Origin of the sequence: Enterococcus mundtii, from assembly GCF_002947535.1 — a bacterium.
Lineage (GTDB): Bacteria > Bacillota > Bacilli > Lactobacillales > Enterococcaceae > Enterococcus_B > Enterococcus_B mundtii_B.
On record NZ_PUAP01000026.1, the window covers coordinates 138,052 to 155,072 of the forward strand.

Sequence of the window (17,021 nt, forward strand, 5' to 3'; positions counted from 1 at the left end):
AGAAATTAACTAAATTTTAATTAGAAATATCTTGCAAATATGAATTTAACATTTATTTATTTTTAATGCAACTATTTGCAACCGATTACACATATCGCGTTTCAAGTTATTTTTAAGCCATATGATTTTGTTTATTTTTTAACTAACATGTTTTTTTCGGTAAATTTGAGTAAACAAGATAAATAACAACGACAGAATAACATTATAAAAAAAAGAACAAGGCAAACTGCCCTGTTCTTTTTGTATCTAAATTAACCAATTAGTTCCCATGGACCCCATTGTTCAGTTCCTGGCTCATCACCTTGTGTCCACCATTTCGCACGGTAAGTATTTCCTTTATGAGTTACTACATCACCTAAATCATAGACTTTGTTAGCATCCCACTCACCTTCAGCTGGAGGAGTTGTCTCTTCTAAAGTTGTGACAACTAATGCTTTGCTTTCTTCTGAAACATTTCCTGCTGCATCAAATGCTTTTACTGTATATGAGTATTCTGTATTTGGTGTTAACCCAGCATCAGCAAATGAAGTTGTTGCTGATTGGCCTACTTGTTTGCCATCACGGAAAACATAGTAACCTGCTACTGCAACATTGTCAGTAGAACGAGTCCAAGACAATGAGACATTTTTCTCACCGATCGTTGAAGCTTTCAAGTCTAATGGAATTGAAGGTGCTTCTGTATCTACTGGTGCTTTTTCTAACGTTTTAACAACTAATGCTTTACTTTCTTCTGAAACATTTCCAGCACGGTCAAATGCTTTTACTGTATATGAATATTCTGTTTCTGCAGTTAATCCAGCGTCAGTAAATGAAGTTGTTGCTGATTGACCAACTTGTTTGCCATCACGGAAAACGTAGTAACCTGCGACCCCTTTGTCGTCAGTTGATTTTGTCCATGATAGAGAAACATTTGTTTCACCGATTGTTGAAGCTGTAAGTCCTGTTGGTACTGAAGGTGCTTCTGTATCCGGAGTTCCTGGTTCAGTCGTTGAACCTTCACCAAAGATCACTTGTTTATTGATTTCGATACCTTCGTCACCAATTCTTTGGCTTAATGTGATGGAGTCGATATTGTCAACAGCGACATCTGCTTCAGCAGCATTTGAACTCAATCTGAACTCATAAGATGCACCTGGTGCGATTTCTTTGCCATCATATACAGAAGACAAATCAACGATTGCAGCGCCATCAACATTTGTTACAGTACCTGCTTTGTAATCACCAGCGCCAAGCTTTTCATTTGTCGCCATTGGAATCACTAGTTTAGGTAATTTGATTGTTTCTTGTGAAAATTCAACTAATTTCAATACAGAAGAAGTTTCTTCCATTTTCTCATTATTGGTAATTTTTACGTCGTAGCCACTAACGCCATATTGTGTATAAGTTGAGATCTCAACATCCACATTCAATGGTGTGCTCATGATCTCAAATTCTGGAAGTTTCTCACTACCTAACAATCCTTCTTTGATTGCATTGGTCAACTCATCACGTTTTGTACCAGTTGTTTCTTTATCTTGTGATTGTTGCCATGAAATGATTCCACCCAGTTGGTTTTCTTTTACATATTCAGCTTTATAAGTCACTGATTTTTCATTTTCGTAAGTAAAGAATTCACCAGTTGTTTCACTGTACATAAATGGTGCTTTCGCAACATCATCCCAATACTCTTTCAATCCAGATGTATTACCAAGTAACGTTTCGATATCTCGATATGGCCATACACCACTGGCACGTCCACCGTCACCTACTTTTAATGGATTTTTGTTTTTCGCTCCATAACTTGGTGTTTGATCGGCGTCTTGACTTGATAATTCTGCTTTTTGGAATAATCCCGGTGCTTCTGCATTATCCCCTTTTGCCACTTCATTCCATCCACGAGTATAGAATGCTGCTCCAATAACGATTTTTTCTGAAGCTGCACCTTTTCCACGCAGGTATTCTACTGTTTGATCTACTGAGAAGCCTTCATCATAATTAGGATCAGCAGGATTCCCGTAAAGTGCAGAATGGTGACCACTTGTATCTGACCATGCGCCATTTAAGTCATAGGTCATGATGTTTGCGAAATCGACAACATCAAATAATCGTTTCACGTCAATACCTGAATCTAATTTACCTTGAGCTGCTGGCAATGCAACAGACAGTTCATATGTTTTGCCTAATTCTTCGCCTTGTTTATCAATTGTTTCGCGAATTTCATCTAATAATTTTATGTAATTTTCTTTATCTTCAGGTTTTGCATTTGGTGTTCCTTCGTCGTTTACGTTATCCACTAGATCTGGTTGACGTACGTCTGCCGGGAATTCCCAGTCAACATCGACAAAGTCCATATTTGTATATTTAATAAATTTTGCTACATTATCTACAAGGTTCTTACGTTTCGTAGGATTTGCTGCTACTTCAGAGAAATCTCCTGATTTAGACCAACCACCTAATGAAACACCAATTTTCATGTTTGGATTTTTTCCACGTAAATCTTGAATCGCATTTAAGATACCAGAACTAGCAGAGTTCCATTGTACGCCCGGTAATCCTACAGGTGCGCCTGTCGCTGCGTCTGCATCAGTAAAGACTAGTTCGCCATTACTATCAAAATCTAAAAAGGCAAAATTCAAGTGAGTCAATTGATCTGCTGGGATATCTTTTGGATAAAAGTTACCTTCGCCGCCCCAAATCGACCAGTCACCATAGTACATTACGTTTCTATAACTTGCTTGCTGTTCTTTTTGTTGGATTTCTTCAGCATTGACGATAGACAATTCCCCAATTGTCGGAAGCGTCGTTGAAACAACAGAAGAAAATAACATTGCTGCCAACCCAATTTTTTTAACATTTTTCATTTTTTAATTCTCCCCTTTTTACACTATTCACTTTTCAAAAAACAATTATGTAACAAAATAAACACGAAAATATGTTATTCATTCCCCCTCTATTTCTTTAAAATAGTGAGATAAACTCAGTGAAACTTTTGTTGCTAACAGAATATTATCACCTGAAAATAGCTTTTTCAACCGTTTTCTTAAAATTATTTAAAAAACAAATTAAAATACCTCGGTTATTTATCTAATTTATAATCGTTATTATTAAAAATCTTTATATCACTTGCTTTTCACCTCTTTTTCTCAATTGTCAGAAAAATTAAATATCCCTCATTATTTTAATTAAAAAATAACAATCCAAGAAAATATAATAACAAAAAAAGTGTAGAGGACAAGAAATTAAATTCATTTTTGTTTCTAATTTTAAAAATCAAATAAACGATGTTCCAGAAGTGACTCCTTCATAAAAAGCCGAGAAACCCAAAATTTGAAAAACAATTTTTGGGTTTCTCGGCTTATTTCTCAGATCTGGATACTTCTGTCACAACCGCATTTAATCAGCTACCACACCATGAAGGTATAAATCGATCAGTCGTTCCACACTAAATGGATTTTCAAGTGAGTTCGAAGATTCGGTGATATATGGTGCTAACAAAAGAAAAAAGTGCTTTGCCGCAATTTCTGTCGTGACATGTTCGCGCATCAAAGATTGATTTTTCGAAAAAATCACTTCAAATGGTTCACGATAACTTTTTTTCCACAAGGTAAAAAGATGATTTCGTGTCTCTGCCGAAAGGTTTGATTTTAAATCATGGTGCATCATAAATAGGTCTAAAAGATGGGTATCGATCAAATACTTCGTCATTTTAGTCAAAGATTGTTTAAAATCAAGTTTGTTCTCTTCCAGAATAGCTCTTAAGTCTGTGCCTACAGTACTCAAATGCTCTTCTAAAACAGCACAATATAATTTTTCTTTATCACTAAAGTAATGATAAAGATTTGGTTGTGTGATTCCAGCATTTTTAGCAATTTCACGTGTTGAAGTTCCTTGATAACCTTTTGACATAAATAAACGATTTGCTTCTTTTAAAATTTTCTCTTGTGTATCCTTATTGTATCGATGGACCAACTTTTACACCCTCTGACTTATTTTTTTTCTTGAAAGACACCATCTTCTATCATAAATACTTTATCACATCTGTCAATAAGTCGGGTATCATGAGTGACCATAATAATTGCTTTATTTTTCTCTTTGGATTCTTTCGCTAAAATGTCTACGACTTCCACTGCTTTTTCTGAATCCAAACTAGCTGTTGGCTCATCTGCCAAAATAATCGAAGGATCGTTATATAGCGCTCGAGCAATTGCCACTCTTTGTCGTTCACCACCCGAAAGATCTTCTGGATACTTATTAAGGAGTTTATCCACCCCAAGTTGTTGGAATAATTCCTTCGCCTCTTCTTGTCGATTTTCATGCTTGATCTTATCAACCAACACTAATTGTTTTTTGACAGTCAAAAACGGAACTAGATTGGAAGCTTGAAGAATAAATCCGATTTCCTTGAAGCGTAATTTTACTCGCTTTTTCTCCGGTTGTTCACTGAAATCTTCTCCATTGATTTTCACGGTCCCTTTATTTGGTGTCTGTAAACCGCCCGCAATCGTTAAGAAAGTACTCTTTCCAGAACCAGATGGTCCAATGATTGCGACAAACTCCCCTTTATCGACACTGACATTTGTTTTTTTCAATGCTTGAATGGTTTGATCACCATCTTTAAAACTTTTTTCAACATCTATAAATTCAATTGCTTTCATTACCCATTCTCCTTTCTATCCGATTGCTTTTAATGGATCGATTTTTACGATCGTTCTAACAGAGAAGAGTGCCCCTAAAATAGCGACAATCAACATCATCACACTAATCACACCGAAAAACAGCCAGTTACTTTGGAATGGCACAGCATCTGGTAGCACCAGTGAAGTGACGAACGTTCCAAACAATCCAAGAGCAACACCGAAAAATGAAAGTAAGAACGTTTGGGCAACTACTGAACGTGCAATGAATCCACCAGTAACGCCTTGCGCTTTCAGTACACCAAAAATATTGATTTTTTGCATAGTCAATACATAAATAAAAATACCGATTACGATTGCTGCAATCACGATCAAGAAGCCAATCATGAAACCAAACGTCAACACTTGTGCATTGTATCCTGGTAATTCATTGATAAATGTCGAAATACTGATTTTTTCTAGATCATCCGGTAAGCTATCCACATCTCCTCGCACGACCACTGCATTAATACGAGCATTATCAGTTGCATCTTGTTTCTCAAATCGTATCTCTTGGTACGCATTGATCGTTGTATAGACGACAGGAGAGACATTGAATTTGGCATTTTCCGTAAATCCAGTCAATTTAAATGTCTTGTCGCTTCCTGATAATTTGATCGTATCTCCAACGTCCAGACCATATTCTTCTTTTAAACTGATATCACCGACTGCTTCGTCGTTTGACTGGAATTCTTCTCCTTCCATGATATTCGGCATGATGAATTGGTTTTGGTCAATCCCAAAAAAACTTACATTGACTTTATCCGCATCTGGACGATCTGGACTCGTGACTACTCCAGGTGTCTGAGCTAAGTAAGCCACTTGATCTCCCTTCACTTCTTCTGCCATCTTTTTCGTGATCATCGACATCCCTAAGTTTGTATTGGCATCCTTGGATAAGACAATGGTATCTGCCTCCCATTTATCTACAGCAGTTCGATTGTCTTGTGCCAACCCGTAGGCTAATCCTGTCAAAAAAAAGACAAGGTACGCAATTAGAAACATGACGCCAGTCACTAAGGCGTAGCGTAATTTTGAATGAATGATTTCATTTAATGCTAAAAACATAAAATTCCCCCTAAAAATTTATCAACTGATAAATATATATTATCACTTGATAAATTTTTAGAGGAATAATCTGCTCAGGATAATCAATAAAAGAATAACTAATTGAGTTGATCATATTCAATAAGGAATATATCAATCGTTTATTTCCAAGTTTCACCAAAAAAGTGAGGTTAAAATCCCGATTCTTTTAACATTGGTAATAGATATTCTTTCGCTTTTAAAATCTGACTTTCATAATCACTATCCTGACCACTCCACATTTCAATCAAGAAAGGTCCTTCGTAATTTACCCGTTTCAATGTTTTAAATACGCCAAAAAAATCAACACAACCTTGTCCAAAAGGAACGTCTCTGAACTTACCTTTACTATTTGCGGTTACTGGTTGCGTATCTTTCAGATGGATCGAAGTAATGTATTCGATGCCTTGTTCAATTTCAATAGCTACATTATTTTCTGGCCAAGCAGATAGATTTCCTAAGTCAGGATACACTTGTAAATAAGGAGAAGGAATTTGTTTTTTTATCTCCATGAACTTACGAATCGAATTCATAAATGGGTCATCCATGACTTCAATCGACAAAATTATCCCATATTGTGCCGCCTCTTTGATACTGGCACGCATCCCTCTGATAAACGCTTCTCTTGTCTCTATTGATTTTTCTTCGTAGTAAACATCATATCCCGCTACTTGTATGATCCTAATACCTAACCGATACGCAAGTTGTATCGCCTTTTTCATCATACATAAGGCTTTTTCCTGTTTTTTGATATCCGCTGAACCGAATGGGAATCGCCGATGCCCACTTAAACAAAGCGAATGGATAGCAATTCCCGAAACCGCCATCGCTTCCTTTAACTCAGCGATTTGTTCATTTGTCCATTCTAAACGAGCCAATCGTTCCTCGCTTTCGTCAATCGATATTTCCATAAAATCAAACCCTAATTCCTTTACTGCATGTAACCGCTCTTGCCACGACCATCCGCTAGGCAACGCCTTTTCGTAAAGTCCGATTCTCGCCATCTCATTCTCCCCACAGTCGCTTGATCTCGTTTTGGAATGCTTGTGCTTGCGTGATAGGGTCTGCACATGCCGTCAATCCTCGACCGACAATAAAATGAAAGATCGGCATTCCTTGGAACAAGGCTAACGTTGAAATTGACAGCCCACCAGTTACTGATACTTGAAAACCTAAATCGATCAATTGTTGGACGAGCTTCAGATCCTTTTCTCCCCAAACTTCCCCAGCTAACAAGGCATCCCTACTTTGATGGTAGACGACCTGAGAAATTCCAATTTCTCGCCATTGTTTTGCTTGTTCGATCGTCCACTCTCCATATAACTCTACTTGGAGTGCTTTGACTTTCTTTTGTGCGGCTCGCATGGTGGCAAGAGATGCACAGCAGATCACTGTCATGAAATCAGCCCCAGCCTTCGCTACGTTCTCAGCTACAGTTTCGCCTGCGTCGGCACATTTTGTATCCGCAACGAGCGTTTTTTCTGGAAACATTTGTCTCATACATTCGATTGCCTTATTTCCTTCTTGGAGACAAAGGATGGTACCTACTTCGATCACATCGACGATTTCTCCAATTTTCTTCACATCTGCCAATGCAGAGGCTAACGTGTTATGATCCAAAGCAATTTGTAGTTTTGGTCGTTTCATCTAATTCTCCTTTGATTTCAATTCTTTGTACAATGTTGTTTCTTTGAATTTCTCACAGATCTCAGTAGGTGACATCACATTTTTGATTCCAACGACCGTCACACCTCGCTCAATTGCTTTCATGAACATCGGCATAAAATTAAGTGGTGTAAACACGACATCATACTGACTGGCAGAACTTTTACCTTCAGATATCGGACAATGATGGATTTTACTTACTGTAATATTCAATTCTCTCATTGCCTTTTCCACACTACGCATCATCATTAAACTTGTACCAGAACCATTCGCACACGAAACTAAAATTCTCATTTGCTTTCCCTCCAATTAATTATTTTCTCCAAATTTCTCTTTATATTTTTGATAATCCTCAACGATCAAGAAATACCCTTCTGGATTTTTTCGATATTGCAATTGGGGAATGAGTAATAGACCTATGACGACTAATACGACACCTGCATATCCTAAAAATTTCATCAATACTGTAAAAGCTGGCCAAGCACTCGCCCAATCAAACATACCGATGTATCCTCCGTAACGAGACAATCCGATCCACGTTGCAAAGAGTGCAGAACCACCGACTTGGATCAGCCCTGATAAGAACGGGAACAAACATGCCGCTTTGAACCCGCCACGATTATTAGAGAATACAGCGATGACTGCATTATCAAAAAATAGCGGGATGAATCCAGCAATCACGATCGTTGGTGATCGGAAGACGATCAATAAGATGATCATCAAGAATTGTCCTAATGCACCAAATAAAAATCCGATCGTTACAGCATTTGGTGAACCGAAACCGAAAGTTGCAGCCACGTCGATCCCCGGCACAGCCCCTGGTAAAATAGTATTTGATATTCCTTGGAAAGATTGTGTCAACTCATCTATAAAGGTCCGGACACCAAGTTGTAAAATGGCTAAATACACTGCAAAGTTCAAGGAAGTTGTCAGTATGTAGAAAACGAAACTTTGTCCTGGTGCCATAAACTCCGACTCGATCAAATACTCTTGTCCTAGTACCAACAATATGATGCCAAAGAAGAACAACATCAATAAAGAAGTTGCCACCATATTCTCGTTGAAGATGGATAAGAAACCTGGAAGTTCCATATCTTCAAGCTTCTTATCAGCTTTTCTATTCCCACTTTTTTTACGACTGTTTTTTTGCCACCACTTCGCTAAGGTGGAAAATAGGTACACCCCAAACATCTGTTGGTGAGCAATCGCAAAACCAGCACCTTCTGTCAGTTCTTGTGTCACACCAACAGTCAAATTAGAAGCAACTGCCCAGTAACACCCTAAAATAATCCCCATAAACACTAATACTTCTACTCTTCCTAACTCAGGAAAACAGAAAAGTAAAATCCAAAAAGCTGTAGCTGCTTGCTGGATCTGGACATTACCTGTCGTAAAAACAGCTCGGAGTTTCGTATATTTTTGGAAACGAACTAACAGGATATTCAACACGAATGCAATCAATAATAAAATCATCACATCACTGAATGTTCGCCCAAACGTCTCCATCAACCCTGCATCTACAGCATTTTGACCAAAGTAGGGATCAGTCACCATCGCCTCAAGATCAAAACGATCCTTTAAACCGACTAAGATCGGCCGGAAATTGTTCACTAATCCGCCTGAACCTACAGCTAAAATCAAATAACCTACAGTTGCTTTCAAAAAACCAGCTAAACATTCATATAATGGTCGACCAAGGAGTACATACCCTAATAAAACGATCGAACCGATCAAGTAGGCTGGTTGAGTTAAAATATTTGTCGCAAAATACGTCCATATCTCCATCAAGATCTCTCCCATATTTTTCCGTTACCAAAAAACCAGAACAAATCATCAAACGATGCTAGATGTTATGGTTTTCGTGTAGACGGTCTCCCTCCCTTACATCGTATTTTTTAGTTGAAAATTTATCTTTTATGTCCATTTGCTTTCCGTCTAATGTTCCTCATCAACCAAACTTATCAAGCAACAGGCTATATCTTCCTATGTTGGCTCGTATTTCTCCATGATTACTTGATAATCTTCGATCGTTTCTGTCGCAAGTAGCGCTTCGATCAAACCATCTTGCATCAGTAATTCCGATAATGATTGAATGTTTTTCAAGTGTTGGTCCGGGTCTTTGGCTGCTAAGATGAAGAAAAGACTGGCAGACTGTCCCCCTTCTTCAAAAAGAACGGGAACTTTCATTTTAGTAAAGGAAATCGCTGTTCCAAAAACATTTGAGCCACCTTGCATGGCATGAGGCATAGCAACGTGGGGAGCAATCAGGATATATGCACCATATTCTTCGATACTGCGAATCATTTCTTCTACGTATACATGATCGATGATTCTTTTTTCTAATAAATGGCGACTACTCTCCTCAATTGCCATTCGCCAATCAGCGATCGTAGTTTCTACATAATTGACTAAGCCATTCTCATAAAAATATCTCAACATATTTACAAACAGCATCAAGCAATCATTCGTTCGACAACGGCGTATTCTTATCAAGAGACGACTTTATCTTACGTTCACTTGCTTTGATACGTTCTTCCTCCTCGCTTTTACTTTCACTTACAAAAAATCTCGGTTCAGCTGATTTTTTGTCATCTATCTCTTGTTCTCCTATAAAAATGATGGAAATGGCGTATCATTTTCTTGGGTGAAGACATCATGGAAGCCACGATCAAAATTGAAGGCTAAGTCTTGTCTGTTATCTGGATACGTATATTTACCACCTACTTGCCAAATATAAGGAGAAAACTGATAAGCCAAACGGTCTTTTTTCATACGCCATAATTGAGTGATCTCGCTAGGATCAGCCATGAAATTTGACCAAATATCATAATGGACTGGGATCACTACTTGAGCTCTTAGCGATTCTGCCATTCTCAACAAATCACTAGCGGTCATCTTATCAGTGATACCACGCGGATTTTCACCATATGCACCTAAACAAACATCGATTTGATGTTCATTGCCATGTTTGGCAAAGAGGTTGGAATAATGGGAATCCCCTGCGTGGTAGATCGTCCCTCCCGATGTTTTGAAAAGATAATTGACAGCGATCGTATCCATTTCTTGAGGCAACTGTTCTTTTAATTGCACATTAGGATCATCATGCGTGATCAATGCCGTACGATCAAAGGCTTCCAACGCAACGATCTCTAGTTCATTGATCAAAGCGATATCACCCGGTTTGACCACCTGAGTCTTTTCTTTAGGTATCCCCCAAGATAGCCATGTTTCTACTACTGCTTTGGGGCCAATAAATAAAGCCTCTGGACAATTTTGATGAACAGCTGCGGCAGTGTGGATATCCAGATGATCGGAATGGATATGTGTTACCACTAATGCATCCACATTTTTGATTGCAAATGGGTCGATCACAAAAGGCTGTGTACGTAAATTCGGTTGCATCTTTTCTGTACCGCTCATACGCATCATCTGATGCCCTTTTTTCATCTGTCCGTTCCCGTGGGTCCGTTTACCTGTCCCACACCATAAGTCACAGAGGATATTTGTGCCTTCATGTGTCTTCAGCCAAATCCCTGTACACCCTAACCACCATATAGATACGCTTTTTTCTTTTACTTGTTCCATTTCGATTTCTTCGTTCAGATAGGTTCCCCATTCTGGAAAAGTCGAACGCAACCAATCTTCTTTTGTTACTTCTGATACATTCATGCGCCATTGCCCCCTTTTTACTTTAGGTATACATAAATAATAGAGCGCTATCATAACGATTGGAATAGCTTTATATGACTGTTATTACTTTATGTGATTGTTTACATTTTTTTTATGCTCGTATAGCTATAATCAGTCATATAGAGAAAAAAATTAATAGAAAAGGAAGGATAACAATGAAAAATTCTCTGTCGGCGATTGAAAAAAGACGTAATAAAATACTTGATCTATTACAAGGGCGCAACCAAATGACCACGATCGAACTGTCTGAAAAGCTTCAAGTCTCCCTTAGTACGATTCGTCGTGATCTGACATTATTAGAAGAAAAAAATGAGATTATTCGTGAACACGGCTATTGCCTCTTCAACTATGACAATCAGACAAATTTTGATCTATCTGGACCAACGTGGATCAAACATCAAATCGCTCGTTTTGCTAGTCAATATATTGGAGATTATGCCACAGTATTTATCAATTCAAGTTCCACTGCCTTGGCTACACTCGATTATTTAGAATCGGATCACGTCACCGTCGTAACGAATAATTTAAAGGTCGTTTCTTGCGTCAGACAAGGAAACTATACTTATATCCTCACTGGTGGCGAATTACGTGTACCTAAAGAAATTTTAGTTGGAGACATTGCCGCTCGGACATTAGCAGATATGAATGCAGATGTTTGTATCATCGGATGTAGCGGAGTAGATTTGGATAATGGTGTGACGACAAAAATTTTAAATGAATCTAAAATCAACGAATGGATGATCAAAAAGAGTAGCAAATGTCGTATCCTTGTTGCAGATCATCGCAAGATTGGTCGGACTTCACAATTTAAGATCGCTGATGTCTCTGCCTTTGACTATTTGATCACCGATCAGCATTGTTCGCCTAAACTTGCAAAAAAAATCGAACAACTAGGTGTCACAGTTATTCGAGTGAGTTTGTAAAAAAAGAAAAATTTTACCAAAGTTGCTAACAGATAAAAAACAGATATCAGTATATCCACTTTTAGGATTCAAGCATCCTGAGCATGCGACCCCTCTCTCATAGCAGTGTTTCTTCGTTCAGTTAAATAAAATAAAACAGATTATTTGCCTGTTTTAAAAACAAGGCGTAGTATAAAAATGTAAACGCTGACAAAAAAGATATTATTTATTGATCGATACTAAGAAAGAAGGATTGTTTTATGGAAATGATTTATCAAGCTGGCTCACAAGAAGGGCAAATCAGTTTTATCAATACAGAAGACTTAGAAATGGCGGCAGCTCAAGTGATTCCTACTGGCGGATACGGTTATATCAGTAGTGGTGCTGGAGATCTATTTACGTATCAAGAAAACGTGCAATCATTCAATCATCAATTGATTATTCCTCATGTTTTAAAAGATGTGGAAATTCCAGATACAACGACTTACTTTGACCAAGAAACATTGTCTGCCCCAATCATCATGGCGCCTATTGCAGCTCATGGTTTAGCGCATACAAATGCAGAAAAAGCTTCAGCTAAAGGAGTCGCTGATTTTCATACGATCTATACAGCAAGTTCTTACGCTTCATGTACATTAGAAGAAATCCGCGAAGCCGGTGGTCCAGACGCACCACAATGGTTCCAGTTTTACATGAGTAAAGATAATGGCATCAATTTAGATATTCTAGAGATGGCTAAACGTAATGGCGCAAAAGCAATCGTTCTGACAGCTGATGCAACTGTTGGTGGTAATCGAGAAACCGACCTTCGCAATGGCTTCACCTTTCCTTTGCCAATGCCGATCGTTCAATCCTATCAATCAGGAGTCGGACAAACGATGGACGCAGTTTATAAGTCCTCAAAACAAAAATTAAGTCCAAAAGATGTGGAATTTATTGCCGCTCATTCTGACTTACCCGTTTATGTAAAAGGTGTGCAATCAGAAGACGATGTCTATCGTTCATTAGATGCGGGCGCAAATGGCATCTGGGTATCTAATCACGGCGGTCGTCAGTTAGATGGTGGTCCAGCAGCATTTGATTCCTTGAAATATGTAGCAGAAGCCGTAGATAAACGTGTGCCTATCGTCTTCGACAGCGGCGTTCGTCGTGGTCAGCATGTCTTTAAAGCAATTGCTTCTGGTGCCGATCTAGTCGCAATCGGTCGCCCTGCCATCTACGGTTTAGCTCTTGGTGGAAGTACCGGCATCCACCAAGTATTCGACTTCTTCAAAAAAGAACTAGAAATGGTGATGCAACTAGCTGGAACGCAAACCGTCGAAGATATCAAAAATGTGACATTACGGGAAAATCGTTTCTTCTAAATTGAGAAAATCTCAAATAAAGCAAGCGTAGTTCCCATAGTCATCTCGCACTTTTGAATCCAAATAAACGAACATCAAAAAAGCCTTTAAAAATAAGCAAGAAGACCCAAATATTTGAATAAATTTCGGGTCTTCTTGCTTATTTTTTAGAGCTGTATGCTATTTATTGCACTCTGTATACTACCTGTTTGGATGGATTTTCTAAATATACGCTTCACCTTTTGCAAACAAAGTTGCCTCTCCACTGATCATCACGCGATCTCCTAGCCACTGACAAGTCAAGAACCCACCTCTAGGAGAAAGTTGTTGAGCAACTAGGTCATTCTTTCCTAGCGCTTGCGCCCAATAGGGAATCAAATTCGCATGTGCTGAACCACACACTGGATCTTCATTGATCGTTAGTTTTGGAAAAAAGGTTCTGGAAACAAAATCTTCGTTCTTTCCTTTAGCTGTAACGATTACCCCGACTCCTTCTTTTAATTGCGTCATTGCCGTATAATCAGGCGTCAGATTTGCCACTATCCCTTCATCTTCTAAAACAAAAAATAAGTCCCTTGCCAGATAAGCTTCTTTTATGTTGGCACCAAGCACTTGCTCGTATTCTGGTAATATAGCGACCGGTTGCGGTAAGATACTTGGAAAATCCATCGCATATTTTTGCTCTTTTTGTGTGACATATAGATTACCACTTTGCGTTGAAAATGAAATCGTGGATTCACTGATGCCATAGAAATGGAACAATACAAATGCAGTGGCTAAAGTCGCATGACCACATAAATCGATTTCACGCTCTGGAGTGAACCAACGTAACTCATAGCCCTTCTCTTTTCTAACGGTAAAGGCGGTTTCCGATAGATTGTTTTCGATGGCGATTTTTTGCATGACATCATCAGGTAGCCATTCGTCTAATACAAAGACCGCCGCAGGATTTCCTTTGAACACTTCATTGGTGAAGGCGTCAACTACATAATAGGGTAAATTCATTTATAAACTACTCCTTTACTTTTTGATAAATATATTCGGCGCAACATAAATCTTCCACTGCTAAGCCAACAGCATCGAAGATCGTGATCGCTTGTTCGTCTGTTCTCCCTGTCTTCTTCCGGGTGACTAATTCACCTAGAGAACCGAGAATGCTTTTCTGGTCAATCTTCCCTTCTGTCAGCGGAATCAAATAGTCGCCACTTTCCGTTTTGACCGCTTGATAATCATCCACATACAATTGTCCAGATGCCATCAAATCACTCGTTAACTCACGGGTATCTGGTGTAAATGTCCCGATCACATTGATGTGTGTACCAGATTGAACATCGTTTTTTGATAAAAAAGCATGTCTACTAGGTGTTAAAGTACAGATAATATCTGCTTCTATGGTCGCTTCAGTCAACGTGGAACAATCAATAAAGCACAGTTCAGGATATTTATTTTGCTGTTCTAGGATAAATTGTTTTCTTCGTGCTTCATCTAAGTCATAGACAAACACCCGATGAATCTTTCGGACACAGATAATTGCAGCTAGATGCGAAGCCGCTTGTTGCCCTGATCCAATCAATGTGAGTGTATCTGCCGATGACTTTGCTAAGTAGTTCGTGGCTAATGCTGAAACTGCTGCTGTTCGTATCCAAGTGACTGCATTCGCATCGATCATCGCGACAGGTTGCCCATTTTTTGAATCGAAAAGTATGATTTCACCTAAATGTGAAGGTAGCTTTTGTTTGTGATTGTTTGGAAATGCCGTAATGATCTTAGAACCAAAGTAACGATCACTTCCTAGATAAGCAGGCATCATCGCAAAGATATTTTTGGCCTCTCCATCTGGTAATTGTTGGACCATTCGCTTCTCTTGAGAAATCTTTCCGACTTGAAAATCTTTAAAACACTGTTCCATTACTTTGATTGCTTCTGCAAAACTAAAATGAGTGATTACTTCATGACTATCGATGATTTGCATATTTCCCCTCCTTTTTTTCTATCCTAGCGTTCAGAAACAATACATTCAATGATATAATTGTATGGAATACAATTTTTGAAAGAAGGAAAGAGTATGTCAATCAACTCTTATGAGAACTATCCATTGACTTGGCGTCCAGATAGAAAAAAGTTACATCGCCCAATCTATCAATCCCTTATCAAGCAACTAGAAGCTGATATTTTATCCAATAAATTACAAAAAAATACAAGGTTGCCTTCCCAAAGAGAATTAGCTGATTTCTTAGACATCAATTTCACAACGGTTGGTCAAGCTTATAAGTTGGGCCTAGAAAAAGGGTTGCTCTATACAAGTATCGGGAGTGGTACGTTTGTTTCGCCAAATGCGTTTACCTCCATCACTATTTCCTCTGATCAAGTACCTGATCATATCATTGATTTTGGGTTAGTCAGTTCATTTGATGAATGCAACGAAATGATTGCGCCTTTTATTCAAGCCGTCGCCCAAAATCATGCGACAAGCGGACTTCTTAGTTACCGTGAACCTTTAGGGACAAACTATCAATTGACGATTGCCAAAAATTGGTTGGAAACACAAGGTGTCTATGCTTCAAATGACCAGATTGCTATTGTTTCAGGTGTTCAAAATGGCTTGGCAGTCACTTTAGCTGCTCTGTTTTCTCCAGGAGATCGTTTGGCAGTCGATCGCTATACTTATTCAAATTTCATTGAACTAGCTCACCTTTATCACATGGAAATCGTACCGATTGATTTTGATGCGGAGGGTATGCTTCCCGAATTGCTTGAACAAGAATGTCGGAAAAAAGAAATCCACGGTATTTTTCTGATGCCTTCTTGCAACAATCCCATTGGGTTTCAACTATCCGCAGAACGGAGGCAACAGCTAAAAGAAGTCATCGCAAAGGAACAATTGATCGTGATCGAAGACGACATCCATTCTTTTTTAACTACCTATAATCAAAAGACGCCACTCCCTTCATTCCAACAGTTACTTCCTGAACAAACGATCTATCTTGCTGGAATGACCAAGTTTATCTGTGCAGGTATGCGTGTTGCCTTTCTAGTATTTCCCGAAAAGTACAAACAAAAGATCCAACAGGCAATTTTCAACATTAATGTCAAAACCTCGAGTTTAGATGCTGAGATCGTCACGCAAATCTTATGTTCTAAAACCGCACAGAATATACTAGAAACAAAAACCAACTATACAAAACAAGCAAATGAACGATTCGATACACTTTTCAACTTGCCACGACCGACCAATCCACTTCCTTTTTATCGTCATATCGCTGTTCGAAATGACCTATCCCCAGAAACAATCGAACAAGCTTTTTTAAATAAAGGGATTCGTATCTATCATTCGCATCGTTTTACAACACACCCGCAACATGATCCTTTTATTCGAATTGCTTTATCCTCTAATCCTTTGGAAGTTTTAACAAGAGGGCTTGAGATCGTCAAAAAAGAAATCGTTCACTTTCAACGATGATTTACCCCATAAAATCAAAACGATCCAACTGGTTCTTTTTGTTTTTAACTGATCGAAACCACATCGAAGAAGAGGTCGGGACAGAAGTGTTCAGCCTCGAGAAATAAGGCGCCATCCACGAAAATTGTTCTTCAAATTTTTGTGGATGGCGCCTTATTTCCGAAGAGGTTACTTCTGTTCCCGCCGTTTATTCGTTTTAGGTGGTAGGAGACAACTAATGTCC

At 38.6% G+C, this 17,021-nt stretch carries 15 protein-coding genes; 3 read left to right on the plus strand and 12 right to left on the minus strand.

The window, feature by feature from the left end:
- Positions 1–251 precede the first annotated feature (251 nt).
- The 10 genes from CUS89_RS08545 to ulaG all read right to left on the minus strand — a co-directional run bounded on the left by CUS89_RS08545 (position 252) and on the right by ulaG (position 11,072).
- Positions 252–2,840, minus strand: a complete 2,589-nt coding sequence (locus CUS89_RS08545; protein ID WP_104871783.1) for a glycosyl hydrolase family 18 protein — start codon at positions 2,838–2,840, stop codon at positions 252–254.
- Positions 2,841–3,372: 532 nt separating this feature from the next.
- Positions 3,373–3,948, minus strand: coding sequence for a TetR/AcrR family transcriptional regulator (locus CUS89_RS08550; protein ID WP_104871784.1), 576 nt, complete (start codon positions 3,946–3,948; stop codon positions 3,373–3,375).
- Between the two features lie 17 nt (positions 3,949–3,965).
- Entirely contained in the window at positions 3,966–4,634 is a 669-nt protein-coding gene (locus CUS89_RS08555; RefSeq protein WP_104871785.1) for an ABC transporter ATP-binding protein, read from the minus strand.
- 15 nt (positions 4,635–4,649) lie between these two features.
- Positions 4,650–5,720, minus strand: a complete 1,071-nt coding sequence (locus tag CUS89_RS08560) for an ABC transporter permease (RefSeq protein ID WP_104871786.1) — start codon at positions 5,718–5,720, stop codon at positions 4,650–4,652.
- 170 nt (positions 5,721–5,890) lie between these two features.
- Positions 5,891–6,742, minus strand: a complete 852-nt coding sequence (locus CUS89_RS08565) for an L-ribulose-5-phosphate 3-epimerase (RefSeq protein WP_104871787.1) — start codon at positions 6,740–6,742, stop codon at positions 5,891–5,893.
- Between the two features lies 1 nt (position 6,743).
- Positions 6,744–7,385, minus strand: a complete 642-nt coding sequence (locus CUS89_RS08570; RefSeq protein ID WP_104871788.1) for a 3-keto-L-gulonate-6-phosphate decarboxylase UlaD — start codon at positions 7,383–7,385, stop codon at positions 6,744–6,746.
- Positions 7,386–7,697, minus strand: a complete 312-nt coding sequence (locus CUS89_RS08575; protein ID WP_104871789.1) for a PTS sugar transporter subunit IIB — start codon at positions 7,695–7,697, stop codon at positions 7,386–7,388.
- A gap of 15 nt (positions 7,698–7,712) precedes the next feature.
- Entirely contained in the window at positions 7,713–9,203 is a 1,491-nt protein-coding gene (locus tag CUS89_RS08580; protein ID WP_104871790.1) for a PTS ascorbate transporter subunit IIC, read from the minus strand.
- Positions 9,204–9,386: 183 nt separating this feature from the next.
- Positions 9,387–9,842 (minus strand): PTS sugar transporter subunit IIA, encoded by a 456-nt coding sequence (locus tag CUS89_RS08585; protein ID WP_104871803.1) that lies wholly within the window; start codon positions 9,840–9,842, stop codon positions 9,387–9,389.
- Between the two features lie 168 nt (positions 9,843–10,010).
- Complete coding sequence (gene ulaG / locus CUS89_RS08590; RefSeq protein WP_104871791.1) at positions 10,011–11,072, minus strand: L-ascorbate 6-phosphate lactonase; 1,062 nt, start codon at positions 11,070–11,072, stop codon at positions 10,011–10,013.
- A gap of 176 nt (positions 11,073–11,248) precedes the next feature.
- Between ulaG and CUS89_RS08595 the strand changes: the two genes are divergently transcribed.
- Positions 11,249–12,016: a DeoR/GlpR family DNA-binding transcription regulator gene (locus CUS89_RS08595; protein WP_104871792.1), complete on the plus strand. Its 768-nt coding sequence runs from the start codon at positions 11,249–11,251 to the stop codon at positions 12,014–12,016.
- 239 nt (positions 12,017–12,255) lie between these two features.
- Positions 12,256–13,359, plus strand: a complete 1,104-nt coding sequence (locus CUS89_RS08600; protein ID WP_104871793.1) for an alpha-hydroxy-acid oxidizing protein — start codon at positions 12,256–12,258, stop codon at positions 13,357–13,359.
- A gap of 201 nt (positions 13,360–13,560) precedes the next feature.
- Here the strand turns inward: CUS89_RS08600 and CUS89_RS08605 are convergent, their stop codons facing one another.
- Together CUS89_RS08605 and CUS89_RS08610 are read right to left on the minus strand one after the other, a co-directional pair.
- Complete coding sequence (locus CUS89_RS08605) at positions 13,561–14,343, minus strand: PhzF family phenazine biosynthesis protein (protein ID WP_104871794.1); 783 nt, start codon at positions 14,341–14,343, stop codon at positions 13,561–13,563.
- Between the two features lie 7 nt (positions 14,344–14,350).
- A complete protein-coding gene (locus CUS89_RS08610) occupies positions 14,351–15,310 on the minus strand; it encodes an ornithine cyclodeaminase family protein (RefSeq protein WP_104871795.1) in 960 nt (319 codons plus the stop codon).
- Positions 15,311–15,403: 93 nt separating this feature from the next.
- Between CUS89_RS08610 and CUS89_RS08615 the strand changes: the two genes are divergently transcribed.
- Entirely contained in the window at positions 15,404–16,798 is a 1,395-nt protein-coding gene (locus CUS89_RS08615; RefSeq protein WP_104871796.1) for an aminotransferase-like domain-containing protein, read from the plus strand.
- Positions 16,799–17,021: the final 223 nt, after the last annotated feature.